Source organism: Leptolyngbya sp. Heron Island J (genome assembly GCF_000482245.1).
GTDB lineage: Bacteria > Cyanobacteriota > Cyanobacteriia > Phormidesmidales > Phormidesmidaceae > Leptothoe.
The window spans coordinates 43435-62293 of the sequence record NZ_AWNH01000005.1 but is presented as its reverse complement, the minus strand read 5'-3'; the positions used below and the strand labels follow the sequence as shown (position 1 = coordinate 62293).

General features: G+C 49.2%; 21 protein-coding genes and 1 other RNA gene. 10 read left to right on the top strand and 12 right to left on the bottom strand.

The features are described from left to right. Window positions 1-176: 176 nt before the first annotated feature. Together N836_RS40605 and N836_RS76250 are read right to left on the bottom strand one after the other, a co-directional pair. Complete coding sequence (locus N836_RS40605) at window positions 177-446, bottom strand: hypothetical protein (protein ID WP_023070222.1); 270 nt, start codon at window positions 444-446, stop codon at window positions 177-179. A gap of 4 nt (window positions 447-450) precedes the next feature. Beyond that, window positions 451-618, bottom strand: coding sequence for a hypothetical protein (locus N836_RS76250; RefSeq protein WP_161634912.1), 168 nt, complete (start codon window positions 616-618; stop codon window positions 451-453). A gap of 178 nt (window positions 619-796) precedes the next feature. Between N836_RS76250 and N836_RS40600 the strand changes: the two genes are divergently transcribed. Both N836_RS40600 and N836_RS40595 read left to right on the top strand, forming a co-directional pair. Further along, window positions 797-3127 (top strand): ATP-dependent helicase, encoded by a 2331-nt coding sequence (locus N836_RS40600; protein ID WP_023070220.1) that lies wholly within the window; start codon window positions 797-799, stop codon window positions 3125-3127. A 48-nt stretch (window positions 3128-3175) separates the two neighbouring features. Beyond that, window positions 3176-3481, top strand: a complete 306-nt coding sequence (locus tag N836_RS40595; protein WP_031291208.1) for a hypothetical protein — start codon at window positions 3176-3178, stop codon at window positions 3479-3481. Between the two features lie 231 nt (window positions 3482-3712). On the opposite strand, the gene psaK is transcribed toward N836_RS40595, so the two are convergent. Beyond that, a complete protein-coding gene (gene psaK, locus N836_RS0136730) occupies window positions 3713-3976 on the bottom strand; it encodes a photosystem I reaction center subunit PsaK (RefSeq protein WP_031291207.1) in 264 nt (87 codons plus the stop codon). A 162-nt stretch (window positions 3977-4138) separates the two neighbouring features. Between psaK and N836_RS40590 the strand changes: the two genes are divergently transcribed. From N836_RS40590 to thiD, 4 genes are all read left to right on the top strand, one after another. Beyond that, complete coding sequence (locus N836_RS40590) at window positions 4139-4570, top strand: hypothetical protein (RefSeq protein WP_023070217.1); 432 nt, start codon at window positions 4139-4141, stop codon at window positions 4568-4570. 334 nt (window positions 4571-4904) lie between these two features. Then, window positions 4905-5744, top strand: coding sequence for a cell division protein FtsQ/DivIB (locus N836_RS40585; protein WP_023070216.1), 840 nt, complete (start codon window positions 4905-4907; stop codon window positions 5742-5744). A gap of 523 nt (window positions 5745-6267) precedes the next feature. Next, on the top strand, window positions 6268-7449 hold the full coding sequence (gene ftsZ, locus N836_RS40580) for a cell division protein FtsZ (protein WP_235070999.1): 1182 nt from the start codon (window positions 6268-6270) through the stop codon (window positions 7447-7449). A 13-nt stretch (window positions 7450-7462) separates the two neighbouring features. Further along, a complete protein-coding gene (gene thiD, locus N836_RS40575; RefSeq protein ID WP_023070214.1) occupies window positions 7463-8263 on the top strand; it encodes a bifunctional hydroxymethylpyrimidine kinase/phosphomethylpyrimidine kinase in 801 nt (266 codons plus the stop codon). A gap of 41 nt (window positions 8264-8304) precedes the next feature. Here the strand turns inward: thiD and N836_RS40570 are convergent, their stop codons facing one another. The 6 genes from N836_RS40570 to N836_RS40550 form a co-directional block, all read right to left on the bottom strand. Continuing rightward, window positions 8305-8760, bottom strand: a complete 456-nt coding sequence (locus N836_RS40570; RefSeq protein ID WP_023070213.1) for a hypothetical protein — start codon at window positions 8758-8760, stop codon at window positions 8305-8307. A gap of 126 nt (window positions 8761-8886) precedes the next feature. Beyond that, the gene (locus tag N836_RS40565) at window positions 8887-9255 is read right to left on the bottom strand and encodes a phasin family protein (RefSeq protein WP_023070212.1); all 369 of its coding nucleotides are present in this window, start codon (window positions 9253-9255) and stop codon (window positions 8887-8889) included. Between the two features lie 136 nt (window positions 9256-9391). Then, an RNA gene (ffs, locus tag N836_RS74095) (signal recognition particle sRNA small type) lies at window positions 9392-9488 on the bottom strand. Between the two features lie 38 nt (window positions 9489-9526). After that, window positions 9527-10414, bottom strand: a complete 888-nt coding sequence (locus N836_RS40560; RefSeq protein WP_023070211.1) for a DUF4388 domain-containing protein — start codon at window positions 10412-10414, stop codon at window positions 9527-9529. 103 nt (window positions 10415-10517) lie between these two features. Next, entirely contained in the window at window positions 10518-10904 is a 387-nt protein-coding gene (locus tag N836_RS40555; protein WP_327058678.1) for a roadblock/LC7 domain-containing protein, read from the bottom strand. Between the two features lie 119 nt (window positions 10905-11023). Then, complete coding sequence (locus tag N836_RS40550) at window positions 11024-12553, bottom strand: YifB family Mg chelatase-like AAA ATPase (protein ID WP_023070209.1); 1530 nt, start codon at window positions 12551-12553, stop codon at window positions 11024-11026. A 548-nt stretch (window positions 12554-13101) separates the two neighbouring features. Between N836_RS40550 and N836_RS40545 the strand changes: the two genes are divergently transcribed. The 3 genes from N836_RS40545 (at window position 13102) to psbA (ending at window position 15180) form a co-directional block, all read left to right on the top strand. Beyond that, a complete protein-coding gene (locus tag N836_RS40545) occupies window positions 13102-13449 on the top strand; it encodes a hypothetical protein (protein ID WP_023070208.1) in 348 nt (115 codons plus the stop codon). A 107-nt stretch (window positions 13450-13556) separates the two neighbouring features. Then, on the top strand, window positions 13557-13901 hold the full coding sequence (locus N836_RS40540) for a histidine triad nucleotide-binding protein (protein ID WP_023070207.1): 345 nt from the start codon (window positions 13557-13559) through the stop codon (window positions 13899-13901). A gap of 196 nt (window positions 13902-14097) precedes the next feature. Then, the gene (gene psbA / locus N836_RS40535) at window positions 14098-15180 is read left to right on the top strand and encodes a photosystem II q(b) protein (RefSeq protein WP_031291203.1); all 1083 of its coding nucleotides are present in this window, start codon (window positions 14098-14100) and stop codon (window positions 15178-15180) included. A gap of 242 nt (window positions 15181-15422) precedes the next feature. Here psbA and rnhA read toward each other — a convergent pair whose 3' ends face one another. Beyond that, window positions 15423-16295 carry a ribonuclease HI gene (rnhA, locus tag N836_RS40530; protein WP_023070205.1) on the bottom strand — a complete coding sequence of 291 codons (873 nt, stop codon included), beginning with the start codon at window positions 16293-16295 and terminating at the stop codon, window positions 15423-15425. A gap of 250 nt (window positions 16296-16545) precedes the next feature. Between rnhA and N836_RS40525 the strand changes: the two genes are divergently transcribed. Beyond that, complete coding sequence (locus tag N836_RS40525; protein ID WP_023070204.1) at window positions 16546-17277, top strand: carbonic anhydrase; 732 nt, start codon at window positions 16546-16548, stop codon at window positions 17275-17277. 92 nt (window positions 17278-17369) lie between these two features. On the opposite strand, the gene N836_RS40520 is transcribed toward N836_RS40525, so the two are convergent. Both N836_RS40520 and N836_RS40515 read right to left on the bottom strand, forming a co-directional pair. Further along, complete coding sequence (locus tag N836_RS40520) at window positions 17370-17843, bottom strand: CYTH domain-containing protein (RefSeq protein ID WP_023070203.1); 474 nt, start codon at window positions 17841-17843, stop codon at window positions 17370-17372. Beyond that, on the bottom strand, window positions 17843-18805 hold the full coding sequence (locus tag N836_RS40515) for a carbohydrate kinase family protein (protein WP_023070202.1): 963 nt from the start codon (window positions 18803-18805) through the stop codon (window positions 17843-17845). Before N836_RS40515 ends, N836_RS40520 begins: the two co-directional genes overlap by 1 nt. Window positions 18806-18859: the final 54 nt, after the last annotated feature.

Below are 18859 nucleotides of genomic sequence, written 5' to 3'. Positions count from 1 at the left end.
CCAATATTTATTTTTCTGACGACACTCCAAAATTCTCTCACGAATACGGTGGATGCCAATCCATTGGTAGGGGGTGCCTATTTGCATGTTGGGTTTCGTACCTCAACACCAACCTACGAGGTATCTTCAATGGCAAATGTGTTGAGATAATTGTTGCCATCAATAAGCTCCTAGGCTTAACTTCTCCGAATCAAATCCAAGCCGCAGATGCCTGCAAACCCAGCAAAGAAATAGGCTGCGAATTGTCCTGGATGAGAATCTATCAATGGTTCTGACGAGCCGATCAACCGGCCAGAATTGTTACTCGCTGCAACAATCAACACAAATGCTATGAGACAAAGACCAATGCCTTTGCCGAGAGTATATCGTCTACCATCAGCATATTGTGTCTGAATAGATGACTTTTGCATCGTCGGTTCTCGACGTTTTAACTGCTTACCATTCATAGATTTACTCCCTGGCTGCCATCGTAATCAGACCTACGCCACCACCCATCAGCAGTGCCGCCACCCCAGATACCTCACGATTGGGAATCAGGCTAATCGCTGTAAACAACAAACCAATCCCAAACATGACACTGCCCAAGATTGCGATCATTCGTTCAGAAAGGTTCATCATAGGCAGTACCTGAAAGCATCTAGAGATCATTGTAGAAGGCAGACCGTTTTTTACGGAATTCTCGACGTTATCTGGTTTATGCCCAGAACTGTAGAGGGTTTATAGAGGAAAACGTCGAGTTTCAGCCTTGATAGGGTTTTGTGCAGTACCCTATGGCTGAGAGTTTTCTACTGCTCTGATGACCGTATCCGATCGCAACGTACAACTTCAGCAACTGCGCAATAGCCTGCGCCCTGGCCAACGTCGTCTGGCTGACTGGCGTGGTGGACCGCTGGCTGTATCAGCGGTACCGGGGTCGGGTAAGTCTACAGGTATGGCGGCTGGGGCTGCGATCGCAATTTCCCATTTCCAACTCCATGCCCGCAAACAGCTAATTCTAGTCACCTTCACCCGTTCAGCAGCAGCCAATTTGAAGGCGAAAGTCCGCCACCATCTCAAAACCCTCAAACTCCCCTACAACAGCTTTATCGTTCAGACACTGCACGGGTTAGCCCTCAACATTGCCACCCATAACCCCGAAATTTCCGGTATCAACCTTGAAACCACCACCCTGGTTTCGCCTAACCAGAGCAATCGTCTCATCCGCACGGCTGTAGAAGCCTGGATTCATGAAGCACCAGAACCTTATCAGCGCCTCGTGGAAGGTCAAAGCTTTGACGGCGAAGAAACCGAACGTCTCAGGCGACAGTCCGTGCTGCGGACTGAAGTATTACCGGAGCTGGCCTATACCGCTATCCATGAAGCCAAAAGTTCAGGATTACAGCCGACTGACCTGCAACACATTGGCCAGCAGGCACCGCCTAATGTTTATCAACTTTTAGATGTTGCTGCCGGACTCTACCAGCAGTACCAAACTCTGCTCAGTCAGCGCGGGCTGATCGACTACGATGACATGATTTTGGCGGCGCTGAAGACCTTAGACGATCCAGATATCTGCCGTCGGTGGCAAAGCCAATTCTTTGCTGTCTTTGAGGATGAAGCACAGGATTCATCGCCTTTGCAAACAAGGTTATTGGAGAAGTTGGCAGCAGCACCAGATTCTGACCATGAGTCAATTAAAAATCCAGCCTCCCCCAATCTCGTCCGCGTTGGTGACCCCAACCAGGCGATCAACTCTACCTTTACTCCTGCCGACCCCGTCTTCTTTAACCAATTCTGCGACGCTAACCGACCTGAGCGTCTAGCCACTATCGCCCAGGCTGGTCGCAGCAGTCCCAAAATTATGGATGCAGCTAATTTTGTGCTGCAGTGGGTCAACCAGCAGTTCCCCCGTGCAGAACCACCCTTTCGAGCGCAGGCGATCATGCCCGTGCCACCCGATGATCCGCAACCGGATGCCAATCCTGTGCCCCTGGGTCAGGGGGTAGAGCTGATAAAACCAGCTGACATTAACGCCTCCGTCCAGAAAATTGCACAACGGGTCAAGGCGCTCATTGATGCTTGGACAGACGAGAAAGATACTCCAGAAGTCAACTCCAAACCGCCTACCCTGGCAATATTGGTGCGAGAAAATCGACAGGGTCGATTTATTCGAGAACTGCTGGAAGATCCTGAACAGCTAGGATTTGATTTTGTCGAAACGACTGGGCTGAAAATTTATGATGTGGGTAGTCGCGATCGCAACACCCAAGTTCCCCTTGAAATGCTGCAACTGCTGCAGTTGATCGAACGGCCCCATTCTCCCGACTATCTCAAAGCAGCCCTCCGCGTCCTGGTAGACCGCCAGCGTATTCCCACCCAAGACCTTAACCCTCTGACCACCAATCCTGAACAATTCCTCTACCCTGGCCCCCTTGATCCCCCTCTCACCACTGAAGCCGCCTTGAGTGCGCGTCATTATTGCACTAGCCTGTTGCGTGCTCGCTTTGACCTGCCGCCGTATCACCTGATTCCGTTTCTAGGCACCACCCTCAACTACAACCAAAGCGAACTGGCCACCGCCGACAAGCTGGCTGCTCGCATTAGCCAACAAACGTCGGAAGACAGCAGCCTTAGTGCCATGATCGGCGCATTGCAAGAAATTGTCAGCTCTGAACGCTTTGACGCCATCGAAGCCGAAGACACCGAGGCCCGATACACCCGACCGGGCCAGCTCACCATTATCACTATGCACAAAGCCAAAGGTCTAGATTGGGATGCCGTTTTTCTACCATTTCTGCACGCCAAAATGATCCCCGGCGAATCTTGGGTGCCACCCCAGGGCGAATTTCTAGGCCACCTTTCCCTACCCGATGTCGCCCGAGCCCAAATCCGGGCCTACGTTCATAGCAAGCCAACCATTCCCGACATTCCTACCGCCTGGCAACGTGCCAACCAACTCAAACAAGCCGAAGAATTTCGCTTGCTCTACGTTGCGATGACCCGAGCCAAACGCCTGCTCTGGATGAGTGCAGCCAAACAAGCCCCCTTTGCCTGGAGTAATCCTGAGAATCTGCAGGAGGCTGATCCCTGCCCAGTATTAACAGTCTTAGGGCAGTTTATGCGCCAGAAAGAGACAGCACAGTTTTAGAATGAGGGTAGTGACGTGACATACAACATCAGTCTCTAGAAACCCCTCATGTCTAAAGCTGTTTTAAAGTTCTCCTCCGAAGACTGCGGTATTTGCCACAAAATGTCGTTTTATGACGCGAAGGTCTCAGCTGAGCTAGGTTTGGATTTTGTGGATATCAAAATGCAGGACACAGCCACTTATCGCAAATATCGCCAAATCCTGCTGACGCAATATCCTGATAAAGCTGATATGGGATGGCCCACCTATATTATTTGTGAAAATCCTGAAGGGGAATTCGCGGTTTTAGGCGAGGTTAAAGGGGGGCATCCGAAAGGGGAGTTTCGCAAACGCCTCCAGGCAGTAATTGGTTAGATCGCTCAAATCAACATCAAGCAAGCAGCCCTGGATCACAGGCTGCATCAAACTTGTGATCCCCTGAGTGCTGACTACATGGGCTACCCAATAAATAAAAAAGCTGGCGGTTACCCCTGCCAGCTCCTATATATGATGGATTTTAAAGAGTGAAATGTTATCTGAAGATGCCTGAAAACAGGCTATCTGACCAGAGGAGGTCAATAGCCTGATCAAGCTTTTTAGTTAGCCCTAGAGAACACCGATGGTGGACAGGCCAAGAATGGCACCTATACCGATAACGTGACCTAGGCTAGTGCACGCTAGCATGGCACCGTGGCCCATACCGCCAAAGAACTCGGGGGAAGGTAGACCCAGACCAACGTTCTTGTGCTTGATACCGTAGTTGCCGATTGCGATCGCAATCACATTGCAAATAATCATCACAAGACCAACTTTGGGGCTCCATGCAACGGTGCTAGGAGTAACCGCCAATAAAGAAGGTAAGTAAAGCAATTTACCGTCTCCTCTCAGAAATAATAGGTTTTGAAAGCTGTAGGCTGACTTAGCGCAAACTAAGTACAAACCTTGACATCATCTTTCATCAATGCGAAAGATTCACGACCGCCTCGTTGCAAGAATTTACAATGGGAGCATAAATACCTAGCTACATGACCTATGATTCACGGCTTACTTTGGCTCCCCCTGCTGGTTTTCTTTTTCTGGATCACCTGGGCGGGTTGGAACGAATACCAAAAATTAGAAACCTACCAACAGTGGGCTACTCAATTTGAGCGAGCGAAGTACGACATCTACGCTGCTCTCGGCCAAAAAGACCGCACCCTTACCTGGGGACTACCGACTCGCAAAGGTGTCGTTGAACTACAGACAGCTCAACTCGATCAAATTTGCACTATAGATTTATTAACCAAAGGCGACGACACATTTACCCAAACAGTGACGGACACCGCCAAAAAAAGTGAAGCCGTCCTCAAATTGAATTTGGAAAACGGTAATACCCCCCAGATTCCATTTACCGACACAGACCTGGCAAAACAGTGGCACTCTTTTTTGGTACAGGCATTGGCAACCACTGACAACGTATCCTAAGTGATCAAAAACCAGCTAGAGCCAGCAGACCGCATCGGGTGTAAGTGCTGAAGCTGCCATTGGCTCCCGTTTGTCTGCATCAGGTCTCAGTCAAGGTGATCAACTCGAAACCGATGATTTACCAACCCTGTCCTGATCAGCAGATCATCCGGGACAATACTTTTTTTCAAAGAAGTGTCAGAATAAGGCCCTATTGGCAAGTTCTGGATGCTTGAATATACTCTTCAGCATTCTCAGACAACGTTAGTTTCCCCAATCAAACAGCCCCCAGTTTATCTTCCCTGTCCGTTTAAGTTCCCCCTGGCACTCCTTACATTCATTTCTCCTTGTTCCCATGCCAGATATTACTGAATTCTCCCAAGAAAGCCTCAAAGCGCGACGAAAAGGTCTTAAACGCAGACGTCATCAGCTTTTCTGGCAGCAGCTATGGCGGCAAACAGCCATGGTGGGGCTTACTGTAGGCTGTCTGAGTTTGGCAACTTCCAACCGCTGGCAGATTCAGTCTGTTGGACAGATTAGCCTCAGTGGGAATCGGCTAATGCCGGATGAGGAGGTTCATGAGCTAATGGCGATTGACTATCCCCAATCCCTGCTCAAGGTGCGCCCCCTGGATTTGGAAAATAATTTGATTGCAGCAGGCCCCATTGCTAATGCAATTGTGAGGCGACGCCTGTTACCACCGGGGCTCAATGTTCGCATTCAAGAACGAACTCCCGTTGCGATCTCGCTCCCCAACACCGACGTTGCCATCAAGTCTTTAGATGACGATCCCCAAAGCTTTTCTCAGTTAGGGCTATTAGATGCCCAGGGCTATTGGATGCCCTACAGCAGCTTCACTCAACTCGGCTCCCAGGAACCCAAACTCCAGGTGCAAGGCATGCGACCCGCTTATCAAAAAGACTGGCCCACCATCTATCAAATGTTACAAACCAATCCAGTTGCTATTGTTCGCCTTGATTGGCGCGATCCGGCCAACTTGATCCTGCACACCGAACTTGGCACTGTGCATGTAGGCCCCTATGGACCAAATTTTTCTAAACAGTTAACCGCACTGGATCGAATACGAAATTTGAACGCCAAAATGGATATTGAAGAAATTGCCTTCATTGACCTGCGAAATCCCGACAATCCCACCTTAGAAATATTACAAGCAACTAACACTCCAGACCCCTAAGTAAGTCGAGAGTAACACTACCTAATATCGCCAAACATGCTCTTATACAATGATCTCCAAACCTAAATACTGACATTCAATTGTTAGTTATAACGGCTATCTTTTATTTCTCATCCAAACATTTAGCCCACATTTTTTTGACGTAAGTTCTTACCTACTGAAATTCTTGAATTAATTGGTAGGGTCAGTTGGTTTTTAAAGCAAGTTCCCGTATAGTTGACTAGAACATGACCCGTAGTGTTCGAAATCAATCTTCAAAATCTCTGTGAAGCTGTGAGGGGGCGTACTTCAAGCTTTCTCTGTATAGTTTGAATGACCCTGCGTCTTCAATTGACAGAGAGCTGCCCTGCTGAGTTTGTAATTGCTATATAGTTAGTTCTTACTTTTATTATGGCAGTCACGTGTGTTCTGTGACTGATTAGGTCAATAGCTAGCTGATTTCTCGTATTACATTCGCCCTATGTCTAACTTATCCTCACAAAACTCTCACGGAAATTCGGGCTTGGGCCTCAACATGTCTGATATGAATAATAATCATCGTAATGAATCTTCGTTGAGTAGCACGGCTATGGGGAGTGATATTGTGCCAGGGAGTATGGCGAGGATTAAAGTCGTCGGCGTCGGCGGTGGCGGCTGTAACGCGGTCAGTCGCATGATCGATAGTGGTGTGGCCGGTATTGAGTTTTGGGCCTTAAACACCGATGCTCAAGCCTTAACTAAGGCAACTGACGCCAATCCATTGCAGTTGGGTCAAAAGCTTACCCGTGGTTTGGGTGCAGGCGGGAATCCTGCCATTGGCCAAAAAGCCGCTGAAGAATCGCGAGATGAAATTTCTACGGCCATCGAGGGGGCAGACCTAGTCTTTATCACCGCTGGTATGGGTGGCGGCACTGGCACTGGTGCAGCTCCCGTTGTCGCAGAAGCCGCGAAAGAAGCAGGCGCACTGACCATCGGCGTTGTCACTCGGCCATTTACCTTTGAAGGTCGGCGACGTACATCCCAGTCAGAAGAGGGGATCATGGCCCTGCAAGAATCTGTCGATACGCTGATTATTATTCCTAACGACAAACTACTATCGGTAATTTCTGAGCAAACCCCCGTACAAGAGGCCTTTCGGTTTGCTGATGATATTTTGCGTCAAGGTGTGCAAGGCATCTCCGACATTATTACTATTTCGGGTCTGGTCAATGTCGACTTTGCCGATGTTCGGGCAGTGATGGCCGATGCGGGATCGGCACTGATGGGCATTGGTGTAGGGTCTGGTAAATCCCGCGCTCGTGAAGCAGCCATCGCGGCAATCTCATCACCGTTGCTAGAAACATCTATTGATGGAGCAACCGGCGCTGTTCTCAACATTACCGGTGGTAATGATATGACCTTACATGAGGTCAATGCGGCGGCTGAGATTATCTACGAGGCTGTTGATCCCAATGCCAACATTATTTTTGGGGCAGTCATTGATGAACGGATGCAGGGTGAAGTTCGTATTACTGTGATTGCTACTGGGTTTAATGCGAGTACCGAATTTGGTAGTAGCAGTGCGACCACGGTTGCTCCACCATCGCGGATTGCACCGTTGAAGCGACCATCTTCAATTAGTGCAACCCCGTCTGATTTACCGCCCAGTATTCCAAGTAACCGACCCAGCATCGCACCGGATCTGGATATTCCAGATTTCCTGCAGCGGCGGCGTCAGTCTCGATAGGCGTTAGCTTTCTATGGTTAATACTCCACCAGTGGCTTTGACCATCGCTGGTTCAGATAGTGGTGGCGGAGCTGGTATTCAGGCCGACTTGCGCACGTTTTCATTCCATGCTGTCCATGGGACCAGTGCTCTGACCTGTATTACGGCCCAAAATACTCAAGGTGTGTCGAGGGTGGATGCCTTGGCACCTGAGGCTGTTATTGCTCAAATCGAGGCAGTGGTCAATGATATTGGTATTCAGGCTCTAAAAACGGGGATGTTGCTCAATCAGCCGATTATCGCAGCCGTGACTGATTATCTTCAGGGGCTGTCTAATGTTGGCTGTGTGATTGATCCGGTGATGGTATCGCGCACAGGTGCCCAGCTGATTGATGATGATGCGATCGCAGCTCTCAAGCAGCTTATTCCCCTCGCCACCGTCATCACCCCCAACCGCTACGAAGCCGAAATTCTGAGTGGTCAATCCATCCAGACCCCTGAAGATATGCAAACCGCCGCTCAGGCAATCCATGGCCTAGGCGCTCAGGCCGTCATCATCAAAGGGGGTGGTTTTGAGAATGAGCTACGCGGTGTTGATGTCTGGTATGACGGCACCACATTGACCCAACTAACAACCCGCTGCATCGACACCAATGACACTCACGGTACCGGCTGTACCTTCTCAGCAGCCATTGCAGCCAACCTGGCCTTAGGTCATAGCCCACTAAAAGCCGCTACCCTTGGTAAAAACTATGTCACTAAGGCCCTAGAGTACGCACTCCGAATTGGCAAAGGCCAGGGGCCTGTGGGTCACTTTTATCCATTACTTGCCTAAGGGCACACAGCTTGTACGCCCCTAGATCTATGCCTTAATTATCAATTATCGTCTGGCCGTGGCCAAACACTCTCCCAATCTGGGCACTCGTCGTAGCCTTCGGGGCCATTAGGATGTAGGGCACAAACTAACATCTGGCCGTTGTAACTTTCACCATGGTAGTAAGAGCAACCGGCACATTTAGGATGGTTCTGCAGCCAGGGAGTCAGCGTTTGATGAATCGGGGCCATGGTCTGCTCACACCAGGTCACCATCGAGCCAACCAATGGATCAATCTGAGTTTCTAATTCATCAAGTGCCTGGGATAAGGGCGGAGAGATATTTTCGGTCACTTGCTCCGCCAATTCATCCGCTAGCTCATCCGCTGCATCCAAAATTGGGCTAACGGCTTCCACAGCCTGGTCAGCAAGAACATCCAAACACTGTTCCGTCTGTTCTAGAGTTCTGTAGACCGCCGTTTGCAGGTCTTCCTGGAGTTGTTTTAGCCAGTCGTCCATGATGCTGGAGAGTAAAGGAATCGATCGGAAAAAGATGCAATCTCAGCAGAGTGAGGAATGTAGAAAGTAAAGACACAGTTCACTAGCCAGCATCAACTCATTCAAACTCAAGCTGAAGAACTCAAATCAACTGTCCTCTTCCTTGAGACGTTGTAACTCAGCTTGAAGCTCCTCAATCTCCTGACGTAGAGCATCGGTTGCGGCACGATCGTCGGGCTCATCATCTTCAATGATTTCAATCTTCCGCGGACCAGACTCTGCGGGAGGCTTTGAGGCCGCAGATGGGGCAGCACTTTGGGCCCGATCCACCATATCGTTGACCATTTTTTGAGCTTCCTCAGCAGTGATTTCACCCCGTTCAACCAGCTCATTCACTAGCTTTTGAGCCTGCTGTCGTAAATCGCTAAACCCATCACCGGCTTTTTCAGTAGCATAGGATGCTAAACCCACGCCCAGATAAAATGCCTTTTGCACTAATTGGCTAAAGTCTGCCACGACCTATGCTCCTCCAAAAATATCGGGTGACGTCACCTCATACTTTCCGTTTTAACAGCGGATCGAGACAGTTTGCAGCGCGTTTACCTGTCGGATAGCCGTACCTGATGTGGAGCGGATACACCATAAAAACACAAGAGACCCGGAGACTACGCCTATCACAAGCATCCCGTATTGCTGCTACCTTCCGGTCCTGACAAGATTTGGGCGTCGCGATCGCATAGATCCGAGTCATTTACTAGCATAGCACCGTTTCCCCATCCCATGCCCATCAAGATGACTTAGGCACCTGACGTAAAAATCCAATCAGGTTGCGAAAAAACTTAGGGCTCAGCGGCTCACCAGCCTCGCCCGAGAATATAGATTCAGGCATACCTGCTGTCTGTTCGGACAGCATCATCGGCACTTCTTCAGCCAGCCCTACAAAAATCAAACGAAATGCAATCCGCTGCACCTCTTCAATTGGCAAACTCAGACGAATTGACATTTGTTTTAGCGAGGTTTCTTCATCCATTAATCGCCAGACACTCCATTCTGCCTGGTTAATTCGCACATTGGGCTGCCCTCGAATCAAACTATCCAAAGCCGATTGAGGATGAGGTAACTTATCCTTAAAGCCACTCCAATCCTTTAGAATCCTCAACCCTGGCAAAATCACCTCAGTTGCCACCACACTCAACCCCGTCATTTCCACCTTGGGCAATGGCGCATCAGCATCAAAGGCAAAGTAAGCATCTGGCAGTTGAAACAGCTCAGAAATTTGACGAATTACCTGAGCCGCAAACAAAATTTCTAATTGCTTAGTGGTCAGTACCCCCTGAGAGCGCAAAAATCTACCTAAGGGTTCGTCTAACGGGCAGCGACGAATCAAGCGCTCAACCATGGCCCTACCGAGATAGCGCCGATGACTAATAAGAGCCGCCAAGCCTCGACTATCTAACCGACACGTAACCGTGACAATACGCCCCCGATGCAGCCAAATAAAATAATACTTCGACTGGGTTTGACCAGGAGCTGTTAATCCCTGAATGGAAAGAAGCCCCGTTTTCTTTCCATCTTGTAAAAGCTGGAAAACCTCTGGCAGTGAACAATCTGAGAGATAACCTTTAAGGGACATACTGCAGGGTAGCGGCGATAGTTGGCGCTGTTCTAACAGCATATATCAACCCGAATTGTTCTGGAGAATTGCTTTAACTTCAGCCATTTGAGACACCTGCTCAGTCTTACCATAGGCACCCAGGCCCCAGGTTGACGACAGCAGGCTACATCAACAGCGACTGAATTTCATCCACAGCCCGTTTCACTTCCAGGTTCAAAATTCCTTTTTTGACCATGCGGGTCGCCAGGACCAAAAAAACAGCCTCTTCACCACAGTTACTCAAAATGCAATAGCCTTCTTCACCATCAATAGCAATTTGATTAACGTTGCCTCGGAGCAACTCACTACCAATTCTTTCCCCCAAAGACACCAGAGCCGCTGCCATAGCAGATACTCGTTCCTCATCCATGTAGCTCGGGAGTACGGCAACAATGGGCAACCCATCTGGGGTCACTAAAGCCACACCTTCAATGTCACTAGTACCACTGACGAAATTATGCAGAGCCGTCTGGAGTTTAGCCGCATCGATGGCCATAATTGAGTGAAGCATCCCACGCATCTACGAACATCCATGATATAGCGCCTGTCACCTTAGGAACCCAGATAAACTGTTGACGCCTCAATCACCTGTCGACAAATTCCTAGGGGAAGTTCCGTCAGCTCAGGTATTTATTGCATACGGTCGATCGTACGATACTGAATCGCTTCAGCAATATGTCCTGATTCCAAGCTATCCACAGCCGCTAAATCAGCAATGGTACGGGCTACCTTTAAAATCCGGTCAGTCGCACGAGCCGACAATCCTAGTTTACGGACGGCTGTTTCCAATAATGTGCGTGAAGTGTCATCTAGCTGACACCACTGACGCAGATGGCGGCTTTCTAAATCTGCATTACACTGCAGCTTGGGCTCATTTGCAAACCGAGACTGGGCTCGCTGACGTGCTAGTTCTACCCGATGACGCACGGGTTTTGAAGGCTCTCCAGGCTGATGTTGGGTAATTTCTTCGGGTTTTAACCGGCTAACCACCACCTGTAGATCAATGCGGTCCATCAGGGGACCTGAGAGCTTAGCCCAATAGAGTTCGCGGCTGCGAGGATTACAGGTACAAGGCTGAACGCTATCGCCAAAGAAACCACAGGGACAGGGATTGGTACTAGCCACCAGGGTAAACTGAGCCGGGAATTCAACCGACTGCCTGGTCCGAGCAATACTGACATACCCATCTTCCAGCGGCTGACGTAAAAACTCCAGCACCTTGCGATTAAATTCGGTCAGTTCATCCAGGAAAAGAATGCCGCGATGGGCTAAGGAAATTTCCCCTGGCTTGGGAAAACTACCCCCACCGACCAGGGCAGGCCCCGAGGCGGAGTGATGGGGGCTCCGAAACGGTCGCTCGGTGACCAGTGTGCCTTTATCTTTTAGCAAACCGGCTACCGAATGAATTTGGGTAACCTCCAGGGCTTCTTGGAAATTTAGCGGCGGCAGAATAGTTGATAGCCGCCGCGCCAGCATTGTTTTGCCACTACCTGGCGGTCCCACAAAAATTAGGTTATGGCCTCCGGCTGCGGCAATTTCCAGCGCCCGTCTGGCCTGAGCTTGGCCTTTAACGTCTCGTAGGTCTACGGCATGGGGGGTAGCCTGGGCCAGGGCTTCATTCCCGTTAATTGTTAGCGGTGTGCGATCGCTAGGGCTATTCAGAAAATCGACCACATCCGTGACTGACTTAAAGCCATAGACTGAAAGACCAGGCACCACCGCTGCTTCCTGCGCATTATCCTCTGGCACCAGCAGCCCTTTAATACCCAACTGGGGTGCTGCAGCCGCCATCGCCATTACACCGGCAACAGGTCTCAGACTGCCATCTAACGAAAGTTCACCTAATAGCAGATACTCATCTAAACATGTTTGGTTCACCAGATCGGCTGCCGCCAAAATGCCAATGGCAATCGGCAAATCGTAAATTGGCCCTTCTTTACGTACATCGGCAGGGGTCAGGTTCACCACCACTTTCCGCATAGGAAACGGAAAACCTGCATTTTTTAGGGCTGCCTTCACCCGTTCACGGGACTCTTGGACAGCCGTATCGGGCAAGCCTACCACCACTACACTCGGTAAACCTCCCGACAGATCCACCTCCACACCAACTTTTAGAGCATCAATACCAATTAGCGATGCACTCCAAATTCTAGCCAGCATGATGGCCTCCTACATGTTTACGTAGCATGCCCAAGCTCATAATTAGAGCGCTATGTGGTGGTTAGATTTGTCGGCAGAAACTGACAGTCACCTCTTGCCAGCAACCCACCAACACGACGAGAATCACACGCTCAAATCCTAAAGTATCGTATTTGGATGTTAGAGAGTTAAATGCACAATCTTCAGCGCTTTGTTAATCGCTAGTAGTCGCTGATGGATTCATAATCGTTGCTAACGTGAATAGACAAAACTATCCATCAATCCGGGCTTCGACTCCACGGTTCGGCTGAGCGGTTCGGCTGAGCTCACCGTCGAAGCCTTACCATCGAAGCCTCAGCCCTCATTTCTCTAAATTAGCTGGTTGAGCGGAGTCGAAACCAGCGGTGTTAGGGACGTTTACTCTCGGCTATCTACTTATTACTGATGAAATCAGGCCAGGTAGTCTAAAATCAAAACTTCCTAATTAGCTCAAATCTTTCTCAGATTAATCCTCGACAAATCAGCAAGTCGTAGTCAAATCACCTATAGAAAACGATCTTAAAAAAACCATGCTGACAATTTCCAAATCCTCCGAGGTCGCCATCACCATCCGTGAAAAACAGCTGGCCGATGAGCACATGAAGGATGTGGAACTTTTACTAGAAAATATGTTTAGCCGAGAAGAAGCCACACTGCAACTTGTCTTAGATCGGCTCTATGACATTGGTTCCAATAATCTGATCAATTATCGTGTTAAGCCCCGTCCACTCAACCGCATGATGAAGTGGATTGCTCGCTTGACCAAACCCGTATTCCATTCCTTAGCTGTGCGCTGGTCAAAGAAAAACTGCCCAAAATTAATCGCTAATTGGCTCTATTCCCAAGTTCAGTTTCCTCAGCCACCAGTCGGCAAATAAACTCCAGCTTTATTGACTGTTGCCATCGCTGCAAAACAAAGAAAGTATTAGCCGCTTGAGAACGGTCTAACACTTACAATGCAGAGCGTTATGCCCATCAACGCACTATGAGTGAAGACACAATTTTTGGCAAAATCATCCGCAAAGAAATTCCAGCAGACATCATTTATGAAGATGAACTATGCCTGGCGTTTAGAGATATCAACCCCCAAGCACCGACCCACATACTAGTTATTCCTAAAAAAACAATTCCAAGACTTGCAGACATAGCAGACCAGGACAAAGAATTACTAGGTCATATGTTGCTAACTGTAAAGTCAATTGCTGAAAAAGAAGGCTTGAGCAATGGCTATCGGGTCGTGATTAATACCGACGAAGATGGGGGCCAAACCGTCTTCCACCTTCACATGCACTTGCTAGGCGGTCGTTCACTCAGCTGGCCTCCTGGCTAACGATGAGCAATCACTCATTTTTTACGTAGAAATGTATCAATCCTGCAAGTTTCGTATCGTACCCCTACAATCCGCTAAGCACATTTACTAATCTTATAAACGAGTCTTCACATACTCATTTGCTACAGAGATTAATCATTTGACTCTGTAGGCCTTCACGGTAGTGTTGACTCGTGTTCATAACTTCATCATCACTATGACTTCTACTTTGCAATCCCGTGATCGGGCTAGCATGTGGGATCAGTATTGCAATTGGGTCACCAGCACTGACAACCGCATTTATGTTGGTTGGTTCGGTACGCTGATGATTCCTACGCTGCTGGCTGCCACTGCTTGCTTCGTCATTGCATTCATCGCTGCTCCTCCCGTTGATATTGACGGTATCCGTGAGCCCGTTGCTGGTTCGTTGCTACTTGGCAACAACATCATCTCCGGTGCTGTAATTCCTTCTTCCAACGCTATCGGTCTTCACTTCTACCCCATCTGGGAAGCTGCTTCCTTAGATGAGTGGTTGTACAACGGTGGCCCTTACCAGCTGGTCATTTTCCACTTCCTCCTAGGCTGCTTTGCCTACATGGGACGTCAGTGGGAATTGAGCTACCGCTTGGGTATGCGTCCTTGGATCTGTGTTGCTTACTCCGCTCCTTTGGCGTCTGCAACTGCAGTGTTCTTGATCTACCCCATTGGTCAGGGTTCCTTCTCTGATGGTATGCCTCTGGGTATCTCCGGTACGTTCAACTTCATGCTTGTCTTCCAGGCTGAGCACAACATCCTGATGCACCCCTTCCACATGCTTGGTGTGGCGGGTGTATTTGGTGGTTCCTTGTTCTCCGCGATGCATGGTTCTCTGGTAACTTCCTCCTTGGTTCGTGAGACCACTGAGACTGAGTCCCAGAACTATGGTTACAAGTTTGGTCAAGAAGAAGAGACTTACAACATCGTTGCAGCCCACGGCTACTTCGGTCGTTTGATCTTCCAGTACGCCTCCTTCAACAACAGCCGTTCCTTGCACTTCTTCTTGGGCGCTTGGCCGGTGGTTTGCATTTGGTTCACTGCACTGGGCATCAGCACCATGGCATTCAACTTGAACGGGTTTAACTTTAACCAGTCCATTTTGGATTCCCAGGGTCGTGTAGTAAGTACTTGGGCTGACGTGATCAACCGCGCCAACCTGGGTATGGAAGTCATGCACGAGCGTAATGCTCACAACTTCCCGCTCGACTTGGCTGCCGGTGCTGAAGTACCTGTTGCTTTGAGCGCTCCTGCAATCAACGGCTAGTGCTTTAGTTACGGCTAAGTTGTAAGGCTTAGTTCAAAAAAAGAAGGATTCCTCGTTCGAGGAGTCCTTCTTTTTTTGCTTCTATCTACCCATCTCGATAAGGCTAATACGAAATCCTGACTGATAGCGTCCGATACCTAAGGGCACCCACAAGGAGATGCTCCCTACAGAACTGTCTATTTTTAATCGGGTTTGATGAATTTGGATTTGGTATAACATGCTCTATTCAGCAGGGAGTTCGCCTATTCACCAATTCTCTCCAATTGCCAGAATTTCTCTTGATCAGACTCGCTACTAACACAGGAAACCGTCCAATTACGCCAGGTCCAATCATCTCCTCGCTTGGCCAGTTCAATAGCAGATACTCCAGTTAACACCACAAGTTCCGATGTCGTGATCAGATATCCCTGCTTGGCAAGTTCGTCAGCCGTTTGCAGCAGTTTCAGCATATTGCTAACGCGGTTAATTCGAGTGTCGGACATATCGCTCAGGGTCGTATCGATGGTGGGTAAGGGGATTTTTGTTTGTGGGTCAACGTTTTTTGGAGTGCGGGATTTGGGATTTGGCTTGACCACAGCACCTGCCGCTGGGTTAGAACTATTGCCAGCGTTGGCATCAACTGATTTTTTTAGGCTGATGGTGCGTTTTTGAGAAAAGGCACGAGCAATTTCGTCGCAGCGTTCGTTGCCCACATTGCCTGCATGGCCTTTGACATAGTTCCAATCAATTGCAACCTTTTGCTCTGCGTTCAGAGTCTGGGTGAGTTCATCTAGCGCTAACCACAGATCTTTATTTAGAACCGCTTTACCTGCCGCTGTTTTCCAGCCTTTGCGCTTCCAACCACGCATCCATTGGGTGATGCCGTGGATCAGGTATTTGCTATCGGTATTGAGTTCGATGGGAGTGTGGTAATCGTGCTGTTGAAGAAATTGGAGGGCTGCGATCGCAGCCTGCATCTCCATCCGATTATTAGTTGTCCCCGGCTCATAACCGCCCAGCTCGTGGATCTGACCATCTACAAAATAAATCACCGTCCCCCAGCCCCCTGGACCAGGGTTTCCTGAACAAGCACCGTCTGTATATATCGCCTTAATCTCAGGCACATCATCAGTCATAGCATTTCACTATAGAAACAAAGGCTTATGCATCATAGCGATGATTTGTAGCGATACCCATCACCACAAAAACATTCCATCTAGAGAAAAATCGTTAAAGCAATCCCCCACTGCCGATTGCCCACTGCTCATCACTCTTAATCACATTGATAAGCAAAACTTTGCACTCAGCACTCTAAAGATATGGGATAAAAATTAAGGGGTATTTACATTTCCCACCCACAGGAACAGGTATTGAGGACCAACGGCAATGAAAAAGTTAATGCGGGGGCTGCGTCAGTTTCAAGATACCTACGTTCCTTCCCACAAAAAATTGATGGCCACGCTGGCCAAGGGTCAAAGCCCCACTGTCTTATTCATTACCTGTTCCGATTCGCGGGTACAGCCAGAATTAATCACTCAAGCCGAGTTGGGTGAACTATTTGTCATTCGCAATGCGGGCAACATTGTCCCCCCATTTGGCGCAACTAATGGCGGTGAGGGAGCCACCATTGAATACGCTGTCAAATCTTTGAACGTTGACCACATTATTGTTTGTGGTCATTCCAGCTGTGGTGCCATGAAGGGTTTACTACAGATTGGGAAGCTGGAAGAAAAAATGCCCTTGGTTTACAACTGGCTGATCCATACAGAAGCAACTCGCCAGTTGGTTGAAGACAACTATGGCGACCTAGAAAAATCTGACAAGCTGGATATGCTAGTCGCTGAAAATGTGCTAACTCAGATTGAAAATCTGCGCACCTATCCAGCTGTTCGTTCCATGCTTCACCGAGGTGACCTATCTCTCCATGGCTGGATCTACAATATTAATGATGGCAGCATCCTCGCCTACGACTCTGATCGTCACGCCTTTGTCCCCCCCTTCAGCGATCTCAATAAACCCTCTAGCAATGGCAACGGCCATGTCCCCTATCAAATGCCGGGGGAACAGCGCCTGGGTCGAGGACAGTCCCAAAGAATCTTCAAGGGCTCATATAATTAACCACAACGTAGTTGGGTTACGCTCCCATCGACTTCTATCACTTAAAAGCAAAGCTCTACAACAACCCAATAGCTTAAAGAAAGGGTAAAAATTCAACCCAGTCCCCAATTCTTAAACGGATTCTGCACCAAGTTCGAATTGTAATAGCGCGGATCTCCAGTCACCTCTTTACCAATCCAAGCGGGCAAATCAACTGTTTGCTCAGCATGGGTGAGTTCTACCTCAGCCAAAATCAGCCCCTGGTTATCTCCTAAAAACTCATCCACCTCCCAAATCCAATCCTCTAGTTGGATACGGTAGCGATATTTTTCAATAAACGGGGTTTGGCAGAGCTCAACTAGCATTGTCTGGGCATCTGCCACGGGAATCTCATACTCAAACTCAGAGCGGCTGATCCCCTTCACCGGTCCCTTCAGGGTTAGATATCCCTGCTCCCCAATGATTCTGACTCGCACCGTCGGCGTCCCTTGGGTAGGAACATATCCCTGACAGTAGTAACGCCCCTCCGCCAGGTCACGCCAAGCATCGCCCTGCACCAGAAATTTACGTTCGATCTCCTTAGCCATTAGTTTCTCAGAAACAAAAACGCATCCACTTCTCTCGGTGTGGGTTGTCCTGCGATCGCACCTGACCGTGTCGTCGTCAGCGCTGCCACCGCACTGGCATACCGCACCACCTCATGAGCACACTCAGCATCTAATAGACAGCTACGACCACGGGTACAAAGCTGATGCAAAAACCCAGCCACAAAGGCATCTCCCGCGCCAGTTGTATCTTCCACATCAACATCAAACCCAGACACATAGCCACTGTGGCCACCGAGATAATAACGACAGCCAGCTGCCCCTGCCGTCACCATCACCCCTTCCAAATAGGGACGTTGGGCCGCGATCTCAACCGGGTCCGTCGTATCCAACAGCCACTGTGCCTCAGTATCCGATAATTTTAGAAAGGACACATGCTTGAGTAAATCCATAACCAATCCTGTGGCCTGGGCTGGATTTTCCCAAAACATCGGTCGCCAGTTAACATCCAATACGACTCGACTATTGTACTGGTGGCTCCACTCCACCGCTTGCAGAATCGACTCTCGCGTTTGAGGATAGGCAAGCCCCAGGGTGCCGAGTACTAAATACTTTATGCCATTAAATAAGTGGGGATCGATGCGATCGCAAATCAAATGAGCATCCGCAAACCCTGCAGGATCAGGTAAAGAGAAACCCGCAAAAGAACGCTCCCCCGCTTCATCCGTCAACACAAAAACCTCACGGGTAGGAGCCGTTGGATGCCGTTGCAGCCCACGCGATCCAACCTGCAAGTCTGGCAGGAGCCTGGTTAACGCCTGCCCCCAAGCATCAACCCCCACTGCCCCGACAAACTCAACCGATATCCCCAATTTTGCCAGCCCACACGCAACATTAGCAGGCGCACCACCAGGCAACGACATCTTCTGATCCTGGTTACCTAGCCAAAAGCTATCAACCAGAATTTCTCCTAGACACACCACTGGACTCACCGGATGCTCCATCCCTGCCTTTGCTTACTCCGACACAGCAAGAAAGCCGATGTAGGCTCTCAGCCG